Raw genomic sequence first — 18,458 nt, forward strand, 5'->3', positions numbered from 1 at the left:
CGGGATTGAGATGCACGATCCCAAAGGAGACAGACCATGACCTATGTCCAGGGCTTCATCGCCGCCGTTCCTGCCGCCAACAAGGAGGCGTATCTGGCCCATGCGCGCGAGGCGGCCGGCTATTTCATGAAGTGGGGCGCCACGCGATGCGTGGAGAACTGGGGCGACGAGGTGCCGAAAGGCGAGCTTACCGACTTCCAGCGTGCGGTCCTCGCGAAAGACGACGAGGTCATCGTTTTTTCCTGGGTGGAGTATCCCGACAAGGCGACGTGCGACGCCGCCAGCGAAAAGATGATGAGCGATCCGGACATGGCCAAGATGCAGATGCCATTCGACGGCGCCCGCATGATCTATGGTGGCTTCGACACGATTTTCGATCAGGGGAAATAACCCCGCCACCCTGTCTCCCCCTCCAAAAGGGGGAGGCGTCAGTTCTGCTTAGCGCGGCGCGCGCTTGGCGAGAATGCGCTGCAAGGTGCGCCGGTGCATGTTGAGACGACGCGCCGTTTCGGAGACGTTGCGATCGCAAAGCTCGTAGACGCGCTGGATGTGCTCCCAGCGCACCCGGTCGGCCGACATCGGGTTTTCCGGCGGCTCGGGCTTGTCCTCGCCGGTGGCGAGCAGCGCGTTGATCACATCGTCGGCATCGGCGGGCTTGCTCAGATAATCCATGGCGCCCAGCTTCACCGCGGTCACGGCAGTGGCGATATTGCCATAACCGGTCAGGACCACGGCTCGGGCGTCTGGGCGCTTCTGGTGCAGGGCCGAGACCACGTCGAGCCCGTTGCCGTCTTCGAGCCGCAGGTCGACCACGGCATAGGCCGGCGGCCGTTCGGTTACCGCAGCGAGGCCAGCCGCAACGGAGCCGGCAACGCGAACTTCGAAGCCCCGCCGCGCCATGGCGCGTTCGAGGCGGCTGAGGAAGGCTGCGTCGTCATCGACAAGCAGAAGGCTCGGATCGGCAGCCAGCAGATCTTCAATCGTGTCCATGGCCATTCCAATAGGCGTTTGCTCGGTCTACGTCAAAACCATCTGGCCCGATCACTCCAGCGCGCTCCGCGGCCAAATGATGCGGACACGGGCGTGACCCTGGTTTTCGACATTGTCGAAGGTCAGCCTGGCGCCGGTTCGTTCGAGCAAGGTCTTGGCGATGAAGATGCCGAGCCCCAGCCCGCCGGGCTGATGCGCGTCGCTGCCGGCGGGGTCGCGCGGACGGCTGGTGAGATAGGGCTCGCCCAGGCGGGCGATGAGTTCGGGCGCAAAACCCTTGCCGTCGTCGATGATGGCAACCGATATCGTGTGCTGGTCCCAACCGCTTTCGATGCGCACCGTCTGGGCCGCGAAATCGGTGGCATTCTCGATGAGATTGCCCAGGCCGTAGAGCAGGCCGACGCTACGCGGGAAGACCGGGGGCGATCCGGCCGTATCACCCATGTCGAACAGGATCACCTTGCCGCGCCCTTCGTGCGGACGCGCCACTTCATCGAGAATATCGGTGAGCGGGGCTTCCGCAAAGAGGTCGGCCGGTTCGCTGCCGAGGTTGCGCAGCTTGGCCAGGATCGCGCGGCATCGCGCCGCCTGAGCGATGATCAGCTCGACGTCCTCGGCCAGCTGGCTGTTCTTTTCCACCTCGTCACGCATCTCCTTTGCGGCCAGGGCAATCGTGGACAGGGGCGTGCCCAGTTCGTGCGCCGCGGCGGCAGCGAGCCCATCGAGGGCCGAAAGCTGCTCGCGGCGCGACAGCGCCAGTTCCGTGGCCGCCAGCGCGTCGGCGATCTGGCGGGAGTCATGGGCGACCCGGTTGGTATAGGCCGAGATGAACACCACGCCGCAGATGATCGAAACCCAGATTCCGATGACGTAGATGCGGTTGAAGACGATGGTCTGGTTCGGCTCCCAGGGCAGCGGCAGGTGGATGATTGCGAGCACCGAGGCAATGGCTGCCGCAAGCAGCGCCACAAGAAAGGCCTGCCGTTGCGGCAGCGACGTTGCAGAGACAGATACCGGCGCCAGCAGCAGCAAGGCGAACGGATTTTCCAGCCCACCGGTCAGCGCCAGAAGTCCGCCGAGCTGGCACAGGTCAAACGCGAGCTGCAGCGCCGCAATCCGCGCCGACAGGCGGTAATGCGGTCCGAGACGGAGCGTCAGCCCGATGTTGAGACCGGCCGAAAGCGCGATCAGCACCAGGCATTCGACCAGCGGCAGGGGGAAACCCAAGCCCCAGTTGACGAACAGCACACCGAGTGTCTGACCGGCCACTGCCAGCCAGCGCAGCAGCACCAGGGTTTGCAGGCGCAGCGGCCGCCAGCTCGATGGCAGGGGCAGGCTGGGGGCCGTTTCAACACTCATGCCGGTCTCCTGGGCGGGCTTGCCCTCTGGCGCATAGGTAGGCTTGGCCGTCATTTCAAGCGCAAAAAAACGACAGGCACACGCTTGATCCTGTCACTTGCGGGGCCATCTGAGACTCACCGTGACTGGGAGACGAAACACTATGAACACTGCAATCATCAAACCACAATGGTCGCCTTTGACCATCGCCCTCATGATTCTGGGCTTCATCATCTTCTGGCCCCTGGGCCTGGCCGTGCTCGGCTACATCCTCTGGGGTGAAAAGTTCGGCGGTTCGGCCGAGCAGGCACAACGCTACTGGAACAAAGGATGCTCTTTCGTGCGCAGCAATACCAAGACCAGCGGCTTTGGCCGTACCGGCTTCACCCACTCCTCGGGCAATGCCGCCTTTGACGAATATCGTGTCGAGCAGCTCAAGCGCCTCGAAGAAGAGCGCGCTCGCCTCGACGCCGAGATCGACGCCTTCCACGAATATATGGCCAATCTCAACAAGGCCAAGGATCGTGAAGAGTTCGATCGCTTCATGAACGAGCGTCGCGGCAGCCGCCAGGGTTATGGCGACAACGACCAGAACAACAATTGGGGCAACAACGGCCAGTAACGGCCGGCCCCGACAGCCTTCCCTGCCTCCAACGGCAAACTGGCGCCCCACAAGGGCGCCTTTTTCGTGAAGACGTGTTTTCCCCGCGCCGGCGCGAATCTCCTATACTGCGGCATTCCTCGTTCCGGCTCTTCATGTTCTCCTTCCTGCGCCAAACCACATCGCCACCTTCCGTGACCCATATGCGGCTCGATGGGGTGGATGTGGCCATCGCCGTGCGGGTGTCCAAGCGCGCGCAGTCGTTCCGCCTGTCTTTGCCGGCGGCCGGCCCGCTGCTGACGCTCCCCGAACATGCACGCTGGGCGGATGCCGAGGCGTTCCTCCATCGCCACCGTCACTGGCTCGCGGCTCGCCTGCCCCGGGCATCGCATGCGCGGCGGCTCGAGGCGGGCATCGACATTCCGGTGCGTGGTATTCTCCATAGCGTGGTGGCCACCGGACACCTGCGCGGGCGGGTCGAGGCGGTCGATACCGACCATGGCCCCGTGTTGCACGTGCCGGGCGACGCCGCCCACCAGCCGCGCCGCATCTACGACTGGCTCAAGAGCCAGGCCCTGTCCGATCTCAACCGGCAGAGCCTGTTTCATGCGGATCGCCTCGGCGTGCGGGTCACGCAAGTGCGGCTGCGCAGCCAGTCGAGCCGCTGGGGCTCGTGTTCGTCCACCGGCAACATCAATTACAACTGGCGTCTTATCCTCGCGCCACCGCATGTGCTCGATTATGTCGCCGCCCACGAAGTTGCGCATATCGTCGAGATGAATCATTCGTCCGCGTTCTGGGCGACTGTGGAGCGCACCCTGCCCGACATGGAGCGGGGCAAAGCGTGGCTAAAAGCACACGGTCGCGAACTCATGGCCTGGCAGGCGCCGACATCGGAGGCCTAGGAGCGCTGTCGCCGCTATCCTGCCGCAATCTGCACGGTATCAGCATCGCATGCGTCGCCTGATTGCCGCCATTGCCGTGCTTTTCACCTTCGCGTCCGTCATGGGCGCGACGGTGGCGCACGCGCATCGCTATGTTTCGACACCCATCGTCGTGCTCAACCATGTCGATGCGGACAACCAGTCGATCCCAATCGTCGTGCAGATCCAGCGCGGCCAGATCGATCTGGGTGCCGGTATCGTCATGCCCTGCGGCCCGCATCACGCCATCGGCGTCGCCATTCCAGCGCTTCCACCGGCGCCCGACTGTGCTTCGCCCGAAGCACGGACCGAGCCCATCGGCGCTTCGCGCCCCGCAAGGCAGCTGCTGCGCCCGCCCATATCCGCCTGAGCCTTCACACCTCCCCTTCAAAAGCTCAGGGCCCTTTGCGGCCAAGGATAGATTCATGTCTTCTGTTATCGACGCGACCCTGTCGCGCCGCGCCGTGCTGGCTGGCTTTGCCAGCCTCGGCGCTCTCGCTCTCGCCGGTTGTTCCACCACCGGAACCCAGCGCCCCGTCATCGCCGAGCCGATCCGGCCAGTCGTACCGCCCGACGTGCTGGCCATGTATGCCGCGCGGCCTGAGGAAGACTACCCGGTGCCCGCAGCCGACATTTCCCAAGTGGACCCCAAATTCTGGCGCCAGGAGGTCGAGAACACCACCGGTCAGCCCGCGGGCCGTGTGGTGGTCGATACCGGCAATTATGTTCTCTATTTCACCATGCCCGAGGGACGGGCGATGCGTTATGGCGTGGGCCTCGGCCGAGCGGGCTTCGAATGGAGCGGCGAGGGTCATATCGCCTACAAGCGCAAATGGCCGGTCTGGACCCCACCCTCAGAAATGATCGAGCGCCAGCCTGAGCTCGAAATGTATCGCCACGGTCAGCCACCGGGGCTGCTCAACGCCCTCGGCGCCCGCGCCCTCTACATTCACCAGGGCAATCGCGACACGCTCTATCGCATTCACGGCACCATGGATGTCGCCACGATAGGCAAGGCAGTTTCGTCGGGCTGCGTGCGGCTGCTGTTCCACGATGTCATCGACCTCTACGAGCGCGTGCCCAGTGGTGCCCCGATCGTGGTGCTCTAGGCCCGCATGTTAGCCAAACAAAAAGCCCCGGAGTTCGCTCCGGGGCTTTTTTTGTGGTTCTGCTTGCTGGGATCAGCCGCCGAAGATCAGGTCCATCAGCGTCCGTTGGCGCTGGGGCTCCTGGTAGACCTGTTGGGGCTGCTGCTGCACCTGGGCGGGCGGGATGATCTGACCCTGCGGCACGATCTGCTGCGGCTGCTGCGTGGCGGGCGCGCTCGGCACCCAGACCTGCTGCCCGGTGGCGGGATCGGTAACGAGCACCATGGGCAGGCCGGTCTGCGGATCGATCGGCGCGGCCTCCATGCCGGTGGCCTGCTGCTGCAGCGGGAAACCGGTCAACGGATCGATGGCCTGACCGTTGGCGTCGTACTGGACACCCGTACTTTGCGGCACGGTTTCGATTGGCAGGCCCGTTGCCGGGTCGATCTGGCCCTGGACTGGCTGTCCTGTCGTCGGATCATACTGGATACCGGTCTGCGGATCATACTGCATGCCCGAGGCCGGATCGTATTGCAGGCCAACGGGCAGGCCGGTCGCCGGATCGACCATGGTGCCGGTCTGGATCGGCGGATTGCCGCCCTGCGTACTGATGGGCGTCAGCCCGTCGATAGGCAGGCCCGTGGCGGGATCGATGGCCACGACCTGACCGGTGGCCGGATCGGTCGTGGTCTGCACCGGCTGACCCGTGCCGCCGTCGACATACTGAACCTGCGGCTGGCCCGTAGCCGGGTCGATCACCGGCTGGCCGGTCGCAGGGTCGATCATCTGCTGGGCGATCAATTGCCCGGCATAGGAGCCGCCCGGGATGGCGGTCGGGGAGCGGCCGGCATGCGCCTTGGTCATGAATTCGGACCAGATGTTGGCCGGAACATTGCCACCGGACAGCGTGGTCTTGGTGTCGTTGTCATTGCCGAGCCATACGCCCGTCACCATAGCCGAGGTGTACCCGACAAAGAGCGCGTCGCGTGCATTCTGGCTGGTGCCCGTCTTGCCGCCGAAATCCCAGCCGCCCAGATTCGCGCCCTTGCCCGTGCCGACTTCCACAGCCGTCTTGAGCATGTCGTTCATCTCGGCCAGCACATTGGGATCGATGACCCGGCCAGGACCCGCGGTCGAGGCTTCGTACAGCACATTGCCCTCGACATCGGAGATCTTGGTGATGACGTTGGGGATGACGCCATTGCCGCCATTGGCAAACGGCGCGTAGGCGCTCGTGAGCTCGAGCAGGTTCACTTCCTGGGTTCCCAGGGCGATCGAGGGAACCGGCGTCAGGTTGGAAGAAATGCCCATGCGCATGGCTACCTCGACCACCTTTTCGGGGGTGACGTCGATGGCGAGGCGTCCGGCGATGGTGTTGAGCGAATAGGCCAGGCCCTGGCGCAGGGTCACGGTACCGGCATACTTGCCGCTGGCATTGCGGGGGCTCCAGCCGTTGTAGTCGAACTGGGCGTCCTCGGCCAAAGTGTCGGGCGTATAGCCCTTTTCCATGGCGGCCATGTAGACGAAGGGCTTGAAGGTCGAGCCGGGTTGGCGCTTGGCCGTCACGGCACGATTGTACTGGCTTTGCTGGTAATCGACGCCACCGACCATGGCACGCACCGTGCCGTCCACGTCCATGGCCACCAGCGCACCCTGGCTGAAGCCGCGATTAGGGCCCTCGTTGGCGACGGCTTCCTTGACGATGAACTCGGCGTCGCGCTGCATCTTGTAGTCGATGGTGGTCTGCACCACGACGTCGGATTTGATCTCGCCGATATAGGCGGTCATCAGGCTTTCGACCCAGTCGGCGACGTAGGATTCCGAGCCGGCGACGACGGTGCGGATCGTCTGATTGGGGTCGATCCGGGCGGCATTGGCCTCCTCGGAGGTAATGTAGCCCTCACGTGCCATGAGGTTGAGTACGATCTGCTGGCGCTCGCGCGCCCGATCGGGATTGGATTTGGGGTTGTAGGCCGAGGGTGCAGGCAGAATGCCGACCAGCATCGCCGCCTGTCCGAGCGACAGGTTGCGCGCGGAAACGCCGAAATAGGTCTGCGCCGCAGCCTCGATGCCATAGGCACCGGCGCCGAAATAGACGCGGTTCATGTAGAGTTCGAGGATTTCTTCCTTGGAGAAGTTTTGCTCAAGCCAGACCGCGAGAATGGCCTCCTGAACCTTGCGGCCCAGGGTCTGGTCGGGAGTCAGGAAGAGGTTCTTGGCAACCTGCTGGGTCAGGGTCGATGCACCGCGCGTCACTTCTCGCGCCTGGACGGACTCGACGGCCACCGACAGGAGACCGATCGGGTCGACGCCGAAATGGCTCATGAACCGGCGGTCTTCCGAGGCGATGAACGCGGCCGGCACATAGTGCGGCAGTTCGCGGAAGGTCACGGCCTCGCCACCGGTCTGGCCGCGATTTGAAATCAGGCTGCCATCGGCCGCGAGGATCCGGATATTGGGGGGACGCTCGGGAATGGCCCAGGTGTTGGATGCCGGGAGCTGCGCCCCATAATAGACCACGATGCCGATAACGGCGAGGCCGCCCCAGAGGCAGGCTACGAAGCCCCACCAAAGGAGGCCCATGAGAAAGCCGCCGGAGCGCTTCTTCTTGCGATTGCGCGCGGGTTCGGCCTTGCCCCTGCGGGGTTGTTTTGGGGCCTTGGGCGGCTTGCTGCCACCACCACCGCCGCCGTTGCGGCCACTTGGGCGCACTTCATCGACCGAGAACGCCATGGACTGGCCCATGGCGGGCTGGCCCATGCTCGGCTCGACACGCTGCCCCTTGGCGGCAGGACGGGCCTGCGGCTTGGTCTGGCGTGCCTTGGGAGCACCAACGCGGTCATCGGCCGAAATGCGAAAATCCATCGGGCAAACCTAAAGCGGAAAAGGAGTACGCTGCTTCTACCCTGTTCGCCCGTCGAGGGAAACTCACGGTCACCAAGAGGTTAACGCCGGACCGACCGGCTCTTCATCGCTCGATGGGCGTCCAGCAGCGGTTGCCTACGCTTCTCCATGGCAAATGTGGCCGGTTTAAGGGACTTTTCTCAAGTCTTCGGGCATTGTTGCAGCGCAACAACAGCCACGCCCCGGCCACAAAGAAGTTGAACCAACGCGCCATGCGCTTTCTGCCCCTCGTCTTTGCACTATCCGCCCTCTTTGTTTTGCCTCAGGCAGCACAGGCCGACCCGGTGACGACAGCACTCAACGACGCCGTCGCCGCTTTTGCCAAGGCCCGTCCGCAGATGGGCCGCGAGGCCTTCGGTGTCGACGTGGCCGCCTATGGCGATGCTCTCACGGCCGGACGTTTCGCGTCCGCCTATTGGGGCGGCGAAATCGCGCTCGATCTTCATCAGAGCCGGGATGCCGGCGGCTCGTGCGGACGCTTCGCCGCCTATGTGCAACTGCCGCCACAGGACGGCACCATCCGCATGGTGGTGTGCCCGCAATTTTCGGCGGACGGCACAGCCGCCTTGCGGCGCCTCACGGTGTTGCACGAGATGGTGCATGTTGTGGCCGGGCCCGACGAATGCCGCGCCATGGCCTTCGCGGCGCGGGTCGAAGCGGCGGCGACAGGCGCATTCACGCCTGTCGACCGCTACTGGCAGGCCAATAATTGTCCGGCTTCGGCCTTCAGCCTGCCCTAGCGCCAGCCCAGCGCCGGCGCGACATATTTGAGAATGCTCTCGATGACATGGGCGTTGTATTCGACACCCAGCTGGTTCGGCACCGTCAGCAGCAGCGTATCGGCCTCGGCAATGGCCTCGTCCTTGCGCAGTTCCTCGATGAGCTGGTCCGGTTCGCCCGTATAGCCGCGACCGAAGACGGCCCGCTTTTCAGGCTCGATATACCCGAACTGGTCCTCTTCGGGCCGCCCTGCCCCGAAATAGAGGCGATCCTCGTCGCTCACGAGCGCGAAGATGGAGCGGCTGACGGAAACGCGCGGAGCCCTCGTATGGCCCGCTTCCGCCCAGGCGGCGCGATAGGCGCGGATCTGCTCGGCCTGCTGGATATGGAACGGCTTGCCGCTTTCGTCGAATTTCAGCGTCGAGGACTGGAGGTACATGCCCATCTTTGCCGCCCAGATCGCCGTGGCGTCGCTGGCCGCGCCCCACCAGATGCGCTCGCGCAGGCCTTCGGAATGCGGCTCGAGGCGCAGCATGCCCGGCGGGTTGGGAAACATGGGGCGCGGATTGGGCTGCGCGAAGCCCTGACCCTTGAGTACTTCCAGAAAGACTTCCGCATGCTGGCGGGCCATGTCCTGTTCGGTCTTGCCCTCTTCAGGCTGGAAGCCGAAATAGCGCCACCCGTCGATCACCTGTTCGGGCGAGCCACGCGATATGCCCAGCTGCAGGCGTCCACCCACGATCAGGTCGGCCGCTCCGGCATCTTCGGCCATGTAGAGCGGGTTCTCGTAGCGCATGTCGATAACGGCGGTCCCGAGCTCGATGCGCTTGGTCTTGGCGCCAGCAGCTGCGAGCAGCGGAAAGGGCGAGGCCAGCTGGCGGGCAAAATGGTGCACGCGGAAATAGGCGCCATCGGCGCCCAGTTCCTCCGCCGCTACAGCAAGATCGATGGATTGCAGCAGCGCATCGCCGGCACTGCGTGTCCCGGAATTGGGCGACGGGCTCCAATGGCCAAAGGACAGAAAGCCGATCTTTTTCATGAGGCGCCTCGCAGATGTTCGTTCGCCGACCTGATTACGCCTCGCGACGCGCTAGTAAAAGCTTTGCTTGGGGAACGAATTGGTCTCGATCCTCGAACAAGTGTCGATCTGGACTTGCGCGAGGCCGTCCGCCACAGTGCCCGGTGGGGGAGGGACCTGGGGTGATTGCGAGATTTTTGTGCGCGCTGGCCGTGCTGATGTGCAGCCTCGCGCCGGCGTCCGGCCAGAACCAGCCTGTCGGGGCCCACGCCCTCGAGGTCCTGCATGGCACGCTTGTCCGCCTCGAGGAGCACGGCACGTCCTTTGTGGCGCTCGAGCTCGCCAATGCGATCGACCTCGTCTGCCCGGAAGACGACCTGCTCTGCGAAGCTGCCAGCGGGCAGACGCGGCTCCATCTCGTCCTATCCGGAGATGACCTCTGGGATACATTCGAGGCCAATCTCGGCAAGCCGGTTCGGGTGATGGGCGAGGCGTTTTCGGCCCATTCTATTCACCACATGACCCCGGTCCTGTTCGTTGCGGAAACCATCGAGGCCGTTCCGTCGCTCGACATCGATATCGCCGAGGGTCGATATGTCGACGGATCGGCGCGCTGCCTCCGTCCGCACAACGACCATCGAACCGATCGATTTACCGAACTCTACGTCGCAAACGGCTCGCTGTCCTCCTGGCACCACGAGTCGCTTTGCACCGCCACTGCCGTCCACAAGGACGGCACCGGGCAGGAGATCAAGTGGCTCTGCTTTTCAGAAGGCGAAGAATTCGAGACCACATCCCGCCTGAGCCTGACCGATACGGGCGCGCTGCTCGATGACGACACCTTGCTCACGCGATGCATGCCGCCCTCGCCCATGCACGATGGCGAGCCCCTGCGCATCGCTCTGGTTCCGCCCCATGCCGACCTCGCATCCTATGGATCACGCGTCGGGATGACCGCGGTGATCGAGCGGTTTTCGGGCCGCGGCACCACCAATGCCGTCATGAGCGTCGAACACACTCCGCGCGATGCCTATATCTTCTGCACCTATTTTGCTGGCTCGCCGACACAGGGCTGCATCGAGGAAGAGCTGGCACGGTCCATCGCAGAGACGGCCACGGCCAACTGCACCACGGGCGTGTTCACCGACCTGCTGGGCGCGCGTTTTCAGTTTAAGGGGACAAGTGCACCGGGTGCGCTGACCGAATACGACATTGTAAACCTGGCCACTGGCGCTGTCCTCGATGGCTCCAGCGCTTCGGATTACGCGACGGCTTTGCAGGTCTACCAAGCGCTTTGCGCCGTGGGCGAACTCGAGCGGCCCCTGCTGAGCGCCGCCGACTACGACCGGGAATTCGATCGGCTCAAGGATTGGCGCGGCCAGATCCCTGCCGGCCTGATGTTCGATTTGCCGATCATGAAGTACGCCTTTCGGGAACGGCCAGCTGTTGCGCAGGCGCTGCTCGCCGCCATTCGCAGCAAGCCCATGCTCATGCATGGGCATTTCGGCTTCGTTGCCGCCAATGGTGGCAGTCTCTTCATCGATTACGGACAACGGGACATCTATGCCTGCTGGCTCGATGGCGAGCGCAACGTTTCCTATCGCCTTGGCACCATGCTGTCCCAAGGGCTCGACGGCTATGGCGTGGTCTGCCCGCAGTCGATCGGCGCGGCGCTGGCGGAATACGGCCCGCTCGTCGATCCGCAACAGGCGTTCGTGGCCGGCGGCCCGGATGGTGATGGCCATGAGGTGGACTGGCAGGGGATCGAGCACGATCGGGACCTTCTCGGCCTGGGCAAGGTGATCTACTACGACCAGTGCGGATCATCGCCGGATTTCAATCCCGAACTGTTTGCGGTTTTCGGGGGCACGTGGTTGTTCGAAGGCCGCTTCGAATCCGGGCTGATCACCTGTCACATCGGCAGTAGCACCTATAGCGAAACCGGAGACGCGCTTTACGTCGAAACCGAGTGTTCCGATTCCGGCTATGCCCCTTCGCTGTATGCATTCACCGTCACCCGAGATGAGCAGAACCGTCTGGCATTCGATGACGAGCCGGTCTCTCAGTGCACCGCGAGCTATCGCGCTGCACAGCAGCGTGCCGGTGTCGAGCGTTCCCAAGTGCGGCAGAATCCGATTTCCGGGCTCGAAGCAGGCGTCTTGGCAGACTGGTCGGGCCGGGACCGAGCACAGGTCTTCCGCTATCGTGATGTCCAGCTCTCACTGGCCGCGCGAGGCGAATACGGCGACCAGACCGTCACGCTCACCGGCTCGCGCGACGGCGCCGTCTTATTCGAAACCGAGATCACCGGCGGCCTGGGTGGCACGGGCGCCCTCGGCGTCTACCCGATGGCTGGCGATGGTTCGATGACGCTGATCGTCTCGTCATATACGGGCGGCGCGTCGTGCTGCACCGACATCCTCGCGGTGCCGCTGACGGATCGCCCCGAGGCACAAATGCTCGGCAGCTTCTATGGAGATTACTGGAGGGTGGACGACCTCGACGGCGATGGCCGCTTCGAGGTGCCGCAGTCCGACGAGCGTTTCAACTATCTCTACGGACCGCCGGGACTGTCATTCCGTCCGTTGCAGATTTTCGCGCAGAGCGGGGAGCGCATCGTCGATGCCACGCATGAAGCGCGGTTTCGATCGCTGGTGGTGGACGACATCAAGCTGAGCTCTGCCCAGTGCGGGGGAGAACAGGGCTGGATGCAGGCGGCATGCCTGAGCTGGTTGGCCACGAGCGCCCGCATCGGCACCGCCGACTCGACCCTGCGCGTCATCACCCGGAGGTTCAATGAAAACGGCCCACCCAAGGACTGGGGCGGGCCGATGGAAGCGGAGGCTTTTGTCGCCGATATGGTCGAGACGCTCACCGGACTGGGCTATCTGCCGGCCCGGTGAGCGATCCGGTCACACGTCGAGATTGCTGACGTTCAGCGCATTGTCCTGGATGAAGTCGCGGCGCGGCTCGACCAGGTCGCCCATGAGGGCGGTGAAAATCTGGTCGGCTTCGTCGGTCTGGCCCATTTCCACGCGCAGCAGGGTTCGGGCATTGGGATCGAGCGTGGTCTCCCAAAGCTGCTCGGCATTCATTTCGCCAAGACCTTTGTAGCGTTGCAGCGATACGCCCTTGCGCCCGGCATCGGTCACGGCCTTGAAGAGGCTGGCGGGGCCATAGATGTTGATCGTCTCGCCCTTGCGGGTCAGCGTCGGAACCCCACCGAAAAGCTCGTCGAGGCGCTCGGCCAGCTGGCGAAGCTTGCGGGCATCGGCGCTCTGGAGCAGGGCGCGGTCGATATAGTGCGTTTCCATCACCCCGCGCACGGTACGCGAGAAGGCAAGGGCATCATCCTCGTTGATCGCGCCGGCCCAGCCGCGTTCCAGCTCATCGGAGATGCGATCGAGGCGGCCGGCGACGCGCTTGAGGGTTTCAGCGCTCTTTTCGGGGTCGGCCATGCCGTCGGCATCGAGCCCGCCGACGATGGCCGCCTGCTCCACGAGATTGCGGTTGTAGCGCAGGTTGAGATTGTTGATGGCCTTCACGATGTCGCGCGACTGCTGAAGGATGGCAAGAAGGTCGTGACCGGCATGTTCGGCGCCGTCGCGGGTGCGGAACACCGCATCCTCCAGCCCGCCCTCGAGCAGGTAGTTCTCCAGCGCCTCTTCGTCCTTGAGATAGAGTTCGGACCGTCCGCGGGTGGCTTTGTAGAGCGGCGGCTGGGCGATGTAGATATGCCCGCGCTCGATCAGCTCGCGCGTCTGTCGGTAGAAGAAGGTCAGCAGCAAGGTGCGGATATGAGCGCCGTCGACGTCGGCGTCCGTCATGATGATGATCTTGTGATAGCGCAGCTTGTCGGGATTGAACTCCTCGCGACCGATGCCCGTGCCGAGCGCGGTGATCAGCGTGCCGACCTGATCGGACGAGATCATGCGATCGAAGCGTGCACGCTCGACATTGAGGATCTTGCCGCGCAGCGGCAGCACCGCCTGGTTGGAGCGGTCGCGGCCCTGCTTGGCGGAACCTCCGGCCGAGTCACCCTCGACGATGAAGATCTCCGACTTGGCGGGGTCGCGTTCCTGGCAGTCCGCAAGCTTGCCCGGGAGCGAGGAGATTTCGAGCGCACCCTTGCGGCGGGTCAGTTCGCGCGCCTTGCGAGCCGCTTCGCGCGCGGCAGCGGCTTCCACCACCTTGCCGACGATGGTCTTGGCCTCGTTAGGGTGCTCTTCAAACCACTGGCCGAGCTTTTCGTTGACGATGTTCTCGACCACCGGGCGGACTTCGGACGAGACAAGCTTGTCCTTGGTCTGGGACGAGAATTTTGGATCCGGCACCTTGACCGACAGCACGCAGGTGAGACCTTCGCGCGTATCGTCACCCGAAAGCTCGACCTTTTCCTTTTTCGCAATGCCCGAGGACGTGGCGTAGCCCGTCACCTGACGCGTCAGCGCGCCGCGCAGGCCCGCAAGGTGCGTGCCGCCATCGCGCTGCGGGATGTTGTTGGTGAAGCACAGCACGTTCTCGTGGTAGCTGTCGTTCCACTGCAGCGCCACTTCGACGGTGATGCCGTCCTTTTCCGAGCGCATGACGATCGGAGTTTCGATGACCGGCGCCTTGGACTTGTCGAGATACTTGACGAAGGCTTCGAGGCCGCCCTCGTAGAACAGCTCCACCTCGACCGGCTCAGGGTGACGATGGTCGCGCAGGTGAATGCGCACGCCCGAATTGAGGAAGGCCAGTTCGCGCAGGCGATGTTCGAGCGTCTTGAAGTCGAACTCCACCATGGTGAAGGTTTCGGTCGAGGGCAGGAAGGTGATCTCCGAGCCCGAGCGCCCCTCATAGGTGCCAGGCTGCTTGTCTTCCTTGTAATCCCCCACGACCTTGAGCGGCGCATCGGCGACGCCGTGCGTGAAGCTCATTTCGTGGATCTGCCCGTCGCGACGGATATTGAGCCTGAGGAACACCGAAAGGGCGTTCACCACCGAAACGCCCACGCCGTGCAGACCGCCCGAGACCTTGTAGGAGTTCTGGTCGAACTTTCCGCCGGCATGAAGCTGGGTCATGATGACTTCGGCAGCTGACACGCCTTCGGAGGCATGGATGCCAGTCGGAATGCCGCGACCATTGTCGTTGACCGAGCAGGACCCATCGGCATTGAGCGTCACCGTCACGAGGTCGGCATGACCCGCCAGCGCCTCGTCGATGGCATTGTCGACGACTTCGTAGACCATGTGATGCAGGCCCGAACCGTCGTCGGTATCCCCGATATACATGCCCGGGCGCTTGCGCACGGCATCGAGGCCCTTGAGCACCTTGATGCTGTCGGCGCCATATTCACTCGGGGTCGGATTTTCGCTGTCGCTCATGGGGTCCGAATCAGTCGATTTCACGTGACAAATGTTCTAGCGGAATGGGGCCGAAACCCCAAGGATTTTGGCCGTTTGCGCGGCTTTTGCCGGGGATAGTCACCCCTCGTGCGAGAGCCGCCCGTCGCGTACCGAAATCCGCTGCGCCCGATCTTCGAGCGCCTCGAAGAGAAGCGCATCGGTGCCGGTGAGGAAGCACTGCGTCCCGAGGCCATCCAGCGCCGCAAACAAGGCGCGCCGGCGATCCGGATCGAGATGGGCGGCGATCTCGTCGAGCAGCAGAAACGGCACGATCCCGGTTCGCAGGCGCACGAGGCGGGCATGGGCGAGGATGAGACCGATCAGCAGGGCCTTCTGCTCGCCCGTCGAGCCCAGCGCCGCCGGCATGGCCTTTTGGGCATGCACGACCTCCAGGTCGACCCGGTGTGGCCCTGATGTGGTGCGCCCGGCCGCTCGATCAAGCCCCCGCGCCGCATGCCAGCGCTGCATCAGCAAGGCCTCGAGAGCCGAGGAGGTGGCAGGCTGGGCCCCATCCTCGAACAGCGGCGTCAGCGCCAGCCGTGCAGCCGGAAAGCTGCCGTCGTCGAGACTTTCGGCGATCAGCGCCTGAAGGTGCTGCAGGCTGTCGGTCCGGTTGAGATGGATGGAGGCACCGAGCTCGGCCATCTGCGCCTCGATCGCCGCCAGCCAGCGCGGGTCGGCCTCTTCCTCGAGCAGCCTGTTGCGCTGCCGCATGGCCTTTTCGAAGTCGGACACGGCCGAGGAATGGGAGGGGATGAGCGTTGTCACCAGGCGATCGAGAAAGCGCCGGCGCTCGCCCGCAGGGCCGGAGAACAGGCCATCCATGCTGGGGGTTAGCCACAGCACCCGCAGATAATCGCTCATTGCCTCGATGGACCGCGCATTGGCGCCGTTGATGCGCACTCGCCGGCCGCCATCGGTCAGCGCCCCGGTGCCGATGTCGGAGGGGCCACTATCGGTCTCGACGGTAGCGGCAACGGCCCAGGGCATGTCGGAGCCCTGCGACTGCAGGGTATCGAAGCTCGCCCCACGCAGACCACGGCCGGGAGAGAGCACCGAAACGGCCTCGAGCAGGTTCGTCTTGCCCGACCCATTGGGCCCGGTCAGCACGACATGACGCTCGTCGAGATCGAGCGCGGCCGAGGCATAGTTGCGAAAAGCAGTCAGGCGCAGGCGGGAGATGTGGCGGATCATTCGGGCCAGTCTTCGCTCGGCCAATCGCGCGCCATGTGGATGACGCGCACGATAACTATGCTTTCGATGCCGTCGACCAGCTGCACCGCATAAGCGATCACATAGGGATAGCGCGCCAGGGGCTTTTCATAGGTTCCGAGCACGCGACCAGGTTTGCCTGTAGCGAAACGCCCCAACGCCGTTCCAGCCTCTGCGATCGCGTCGACAACGCGATCTGCCGCACCGGGATTATCGGCTGCCAGATAGGTCAGGATTTCCAGGTTGTCGCGCTGCGCTTCCACCGACCAGAAAACTGGCCTCATGCGTTGGTGTCTTTGCTTCGCCTGGCTTTCTCAACAACGTCCCGCATCTGAGCCACTGCCTCGTCATGGGGCACCAGCCTGCCTGCCGCGGCATCACCCAGACCGCGCTTGATCCCGTCGATGATTTCGAGCTCGCGGTCGACATAAGCGGCCACGGCCTCCCCAGCAAGAAACGACTTGCTGCGCCTTGTGTCAGTGGCGATCCGGTCGAGCTTTTCCTTAACCTCGGGCGCGAGGCGTATGGTCATCGTTGTGCTAGCAGACATCGGACTGGGTTCTGTGTTGGGATGTACACAACCTAACACAGAGCAGTTTAACCCTCAATGCTTACACCCGCATCGGCATCAGGACGTAAAGCGCGTTGGCCTCGCCTTCTTCCTTCACCAGCGTCGGCGAATTGGCGTCGTTGAACAGGAAGACGGCGCTTTCGGAACGGATCTGCTGGATGATGTCGAGCAGGTACCGGGCGTTGAAGCCGATCTCGAAGCCATCGGTGTCGAAATCGACAGCCACTTCCTCGGATGCCGTGCCGTGGTCGGGATTGGTGACCGAAAGCTCGAGCAGGCCATCGCGGGCCTGGAGCTTGACCGCCTTGCCGCCGCGATCGGAGGCAATGGTAGAGACGCGATCCACGGCCACGGCGAAGCCGGCCTTGTCGACCAGCATCTGCTTGTCGTTGTTCTTGGGCGTCACCCGGTCATAATCGGGGAAGGTGCCCTCGATGAGCTTGGAAAGCAGAACGACCGGACCCACGGTGAAGCGGATCTTGGTGTCACTGACCTCGACATGGACGTCGCCGTCGATGCCGTCGAGCAGCTTCTGGACTTCGCCGACGGTCTTTTTGGGGACGATGATGCCGCTCATGCCCGAAGCGCCCGAGGGCGCCGCGATCTCGGCGCGCGCCATGCGGTGGCCGTCAGTCGCGACGGCGCGGAAGAGGCTGCCCGAAGCGCTGTTCTCCACGGCATGGAAATAGATGCCGTTGAGATAGTAGCGGGTTTCTTCGTTGGAGATGGCGAACTGGGTGCGCTCGATCAGCTCGCGCAGCGATGCGGCGGCGATGTCGAAGTCATGCGCGAAGGCGCCGGACTTGAGATCGGGGAAGCTGTCGGGGGAGAGGCAGGCGAGGTTGAAGCGCGAGCGGCCGGAGGTGAGAACCATGTTCTCGCCGCCATCGGTTTCGAGGCGGACTTCAGCGCCATCAGCCAGCTTGCGGACGATCTCGTAGAGCGTGTGCGCCGGAACCGTGGTCGAGCCCGGGGTCGAAACCATGGCCGGGACGCTTTCCGTCACCTCGATATCGAGGTCGGTGGCGCGCAGTTCGACACGATCGTCGCTGGCTTTGAACAGGACGTTGGCCAGGATGGGATAGGTGTTGCGGCGTTCAACCACCCGATGCACATGGCTCAGCGACTTGAGCAGATGATTGCGTTCGAGCGTGACTTTCATGGAGTTCATCTTCCTGGCATACGCGGCGGCAAAAACCCGGCAACCGGCCGGGGTTGGACGTTTACAGTTTCATAAGAAATTGGCAAGGCCAGCAGGCTTCTGGTCGCACCCAAGCTGTGGATGTCAGCTGCGGAAATGCACGGTGATGTCGAAACGCTCGCCAGAGGCCGCGCCCAGGGCCTCGAGCTCCGCAAAAGGCAGGCAGCGCTGAATGGCGCGCACCACCGATTGCATCAGCACCGGATACTTGCCCGCCGTGCGTTCGCTCTGTGGGTCGATGAAGGGATCGCCATCGAGCGTCCCGTCGCCAAAGAAGGCGAGGCGAACCGATATGGTGCGATCCTCATATCCAGGAGGCAGGGTCCAGCAGCCCAGCAGCTGCTCCTGGACGGACACGGCAATGGCAAGGTTCTGCTCCGCCAGCTGCGCAGGCGTCAGGTCCTCCGCCACAGATGGGGTTACGACGAGCAGGAGCGGCAGCAGAAGGGCGAAGCGAAGCATGGACAGTCCCTGCCCTGCGGACGCGTTCAGATTATGGCGCCTT

17 protein-coding genes are annotated in these 18,458 nt (G+C 63.8%); 7 read left to right on the top strand and 10 right to left on the bottom strand.

Annotated features, from left to right (window positions below; genetic code table 11):
• Positions 1 to 36: 36 nt before the first annotated feature.
• Positions 37 to 390 (top strand): DUF1428 domain-containing protein, encoded by a 354-nt coding sequence (locus CCK88_RS14875; RefSeq protein WP_086471367.1) that lies wholly within the window; start codon positions 37 to 39, stop codon positions 388 to 390.
• A gap of 48 nt (positions 391 to 438) precedes the next feature.
• Here the strand turns inward: CCK88_RS14875 and CCK88_RS14880 are convergent, their stop codons facing one another.
• A complete protein-coding gene (locus CCK88_RS14880) occupies positions 439 to 990 on the bottom strand; it encodes an ActR/PrrA/RegA family redox response regulator transcription factor (RefSeq protein WP_425290631.1) in 552 nt (183 codons plus the stop codon).
• A 51-nt stretch (positions 991 to 1,041) separates the two neighbouring features.
• Positions 1,042 to 2,349, bottom strand: coding sequence for an ActS/PrrB/RegB family redox-sensitive histidine kinase (locus CCK88_RS14885; RefSeq protein WP_086471990.1), 1,308 nt, complete (start codon positions 2,347 to 2,349; stop codon positions 1,042 to 1,044).
• Positions 2,350 to 2,491: 142 nt separating this feature from the next.
• Here CCK88_RS14885 and CCK88_RS14890 point away from each other — a divergent pair, with 142 nt between their 5' ends.
• From CCK88_RS14890 to CCK88_RS14905, 4 genes are all read left to right on the top strand, one after another.
• Positions 2,492 to 2,950, top strand: coding sequence for a DUF2852 domain-containing protein (locus CCK88_RS14890; RefSeq protein WP_086471369.1), 459 nt, complete (start codon positions 2,492 to 2,494; stop codon positions 2,948 to 2,950).
• Positions 2,951 to 3,132: 182 nt separating this feature from the next.
• Entirely contained in the window at positions 3,133 to 3,834 is a 702-nt protein-coding gene (locus tag CCK88_RS14895) for a M48 family metallopeptidase (protein ID WP_244557586.1), read from the top strand.
• Between the two features lie 49 nt (positions 3,835 to 3,883).
• Positions 3,884 to 4,222: a hypothetical protein gene (locus tag CCK88_RS14900; protein WP_086471371.1), complete on the top strand. Its 339-nt coding sequence runs from the start codon at positions 3,884 to 3,886 to the stop codon at positions 4,220 to 4,222.
• Positions 4,223 to 4,277: 55 nt separating this feature from the next.
• Entirely contained in the window at positions 4,278 to 4,961 is a 684-nt protein-coding gene (locus CCK88_RS14905; protein ID WP_086471372.1) for a L,D-transpeptidase, read from the top strand.
• A 72-nt stretch (positions 4,962 to 5,033) separates the two neighbouring features.
• Here CCK88_RS14905 and CCK88_RS14910 read toward each other — a convergent pair whose 3' ends face one another.
• Positions 5,034 to 7,805, bottom strand: a complete 2,772-nt coding sequence (locus CCK88_RS14910) for a PBP1A family penicillin-binding protein (protein ID WP_086471373.1) — start codon at positions 7,803 to 7,805, stop codon at positions 5,034 to 5,036.
• Between the two features lie 251 nt (positions 7,806 to 8,056).
• On the opposite strand from CCK88_RS14910, the gene CCK88_RS14915 reads away from it, so the two are divergent.
• Positions 8,057 to 8,584, top strand: a complete 528-nt coding sequence (locus CCK88_RS14915) for a hypothetical protein (protein ID WP_140049009.1) — start codon at positions 8,057 to 8,059, stop codon at positions 8,582 to 8,584.
• On the opposite strand, the gene CCK88_RS14920 is transcribed toward CCK88_RS14915, so the two are convergent.
• Positions 8,581 to 9,603 (bottom strand): LLM class flavin-dependent oxidoreductase, encoded by a 1,023-nt coding sequence (locus CCK88_RS14920; protein WP_086471375.1) that lies wholly within the window; start codon positions 9,601 to 9,603, stop codon positions 8,581 to 8,583. The two genes, CCK88_RS14915 and CCK88_RS14920, sit on opposite strands and share 4 nt — an antisense overlap.
• Positions 9,604 to 9,764: 161 nt before the next feature.
• Between CCK88_RS14920 and CCK88_RS14925 the strand changes: the two genes are divergently transcribed.
• Positions 9,765 to 12,485 (top strand): DUF4431 domain-containing protein, encoded by a 2,721-nt coding sequence (locus CCK88_RS14925; RefSeq protein ID WP_170926512.1) that lies wholly within the window; start codon positions 9,765 to 9,767, stop codon positions 12,483 to 12,485.
• A gap of 9 nt (positions 12,486 to 12,494) precedes the next feature.
• Here the strand turns inward: CCK88_RS14925 and gyrB are convergent, their stop codons facing one another.
• The 6 genes from gyrB to CCK88_RS14955 form a co-directional block, all read right to left on the bottom strand.
• Positions 12,495 to 14,948 (bottom strand): DNA topoisomerase (ATP-hydrolyzing) subunit B, encoded by a 2,454-nt coding sequence (gene gyrB / locus CCK88_RS14930; protein ID WP_086471377.1) that lies wholly within the window; start codon positions 14,946 to 14,948, stop codon positions 12,495 to 12,497.
• Between the two features lie 99 nt (positions 14,949 to 15,047).
• Positions 15,048 to 16,163 (bottom strand): DNA replication/repair protein RecF, encoded by a 1,116-nt coding sequence (recF, locus tag CCK88_RS14935; RefSeq protein WP_086471378.1) that lies wholly within the window; start codon positions 16,161 to 16,163, stop codon positions 15,048 to 15,050.
• Positions 16,160 to 16,465 carry a type II toxin-antitoxin system RelE/ParE family toxin gene (locus CCK88_RS14940; RefSeq protein ID WP_086471379.1) on the bottom strand — a complete coding sequence of 102 codons (306 nt, stop codon included), beginning with the start codon at positions 16,463 to 16,465 and terminating at the stop codon, positions 16,160 to 16,162. Before CCK88_RS14940 ends, recF begins: the two co-directional genes overlap by 4 nt.
• Positions 16,462 to 16,731 carry a CopG family ribbon-helix-helix protein gene (locus CCK88_RS14945; RefSeq protein WP_086471380.1) on the bottom strand — a complete coding sequence of 90 codons (270 nt, stop codon included), beginning with the start codon at positions 16,729 to 16,731 and terminating at the stop codon, positions 16,462 to 16,464. The genes CCK88_RS14940 and CCK88_RS14945 overlap by 4 nt, the downstream gene beginning before the upstream one ends.
• A 61-nt stretch (positions 16,732 to 16,792) precedes the next feature.
• Complete coding sequence (gene dnaN, locus CCK88_RS14950; RefSeq protein WP_086471991.1) at positions 16,793 to 17,914, bottom strand: DNA polymerase III subunit beta; 1,122 nt, start codon at positions 17,912 to 17,914, stop codon at positions 16,793 to 16,795.
• Positions 17,915 to 18,037: 123 nt separating this feature from the next.
• The gene (locus CCK88_RS14955) at positions 18,038 to 18,415 is read right to left on the bottom strand and encodes a hypothetical protein (RefSeq protein WP_086471381.1); all 378 of its coding nucleotides are present in this window, start codon (positions 18,413 to 18,415) and stop codon (positions 18,038 to 18,040) included.
• Positions 18,416 to 18,458 lie beyond the last annotated feature (43 nt).

Origin of the sequence: Devosia lucknowensis, from assembly GCF_900177655.1 — a bacterium.
Lineage (GTDB): Bacteria > Pseudomonadota > Alphaproteobacteria > Rhizobiales > Devosiaceae > Devosia > Devosia lucknowensis.

Bases quoted from the DNA above. Each gene is read 5' to 3' on its own strand.
- CCK88_RS14875 (WP_086471367.1), top strand. From the start codon at position 37: ATGACCTATGTCCAGGGCTTCATCGCCGCCGTTCCTGCCGCCAACAAG.
- CCK88_RS14880 (WP_425290631.1), bottom strand. From the start codon at position 990: ATGGACACGATTGAAGATCTGCTGGCTGCCGATCCGAGCCTTCTGCTT.
- CCK88_RS14885 (WP_086471990.1), bottom strand. From the start codon at position 2,349: ATGAGTGTTGAAACGGCCCCCAGCCTGCCCCTGCCATCGAGCTGGCGG.
- CCK88_RS14890 (WP_086471369.1), top strand. From the start codon at position 2,492: ATGAACACTGCAATCATCAAACCACAATGGTCGCCTTTGACCATCGCC.
- CCK88_RS14895 (WP_244557586.1), top strand. From the start codon at position 3,133: ATGCGGCTCGATGGGGTGGATGTGGCCATCGCCGTGCGGGTGTCCAAG.
- CCK88_RS14900 (WP_086471371.1), top strand. From the start codon at position 3,884: ATGCGTCGCCTGATTGCCGCCATTGCCGTGCTTTTCACCTTCGCGTCC.
- CCK88_RS14905 (WP_086471372.1), top strand. From the start codon at position 4,278: ATGTCTTCTGTTATCGACGCGACCCTGTCGCGCCGCGCCGTGCTGGCT.
- CCK88_RS14910 (WP_086471373.1), bottom strand. From the start codon at position 7,805: ATGGATTTTCGCATTTCGGCCGATGACCGCGTTGGTGCTCCCAAGGCA.
- CCK88_RS14915 (WP_140049009.1), top strand. From the start codon at position 8,057: ATGCGCTTTCTGCCCCTCGTCTTTGCACTATCCGCCCTCTTTGTTTTG.
- CCK88_RS14920 (WP_086471375.1), bottom strand. From the start codon at position 9,603: ATGAAAAAGATCGGCTTTCTGTCCTTTGGCCATTGGAGCCCGTCGCCC.
- gyrB (WP_086471377.1), bottom strand. From the start codon at position 14,948: ATGAGCGACAGCGAAAATCCGACCCCGAGTGAATATGGCGCCGACAGC.
- recF (WP_086471378.1), bottom strand. From the start codon at position 16,163: ATGATCCGCCACATCTCCCGCCTGCGCCTGACTGCTTTTCGCAACTAT.
- CCK88_RS14940 (WP_086471379.1), bottom strand. From the start codon at position 16,465: ATGAGGCCAGTTTTCTGGTCGGTGGAAGCGCAGCGCGACAACCTGGAA.
- CCK88_RS14945 (WP_086471380.1), bottom strand. From the start codon at position 16,731: ATGTCTGCTAGCACAACGATGACCATACGCCTCGCGCCCGAGGTTAAG.
- dnaN (WP_086471991.1), bottom strand. From the start codon at position 17,914: ATGAAAGTCACGCTCGAACGCAATCATCTGCTCAAGTCGCTGAGCCAT.
- CCK88_RS14955 (WP_086471381.1), bottom strand. From the start codon at position 18,415: ATGCTTCGCTTCGCCCTTCTGCTGCCGCTCCTGCTCGTCGTAACCCCA.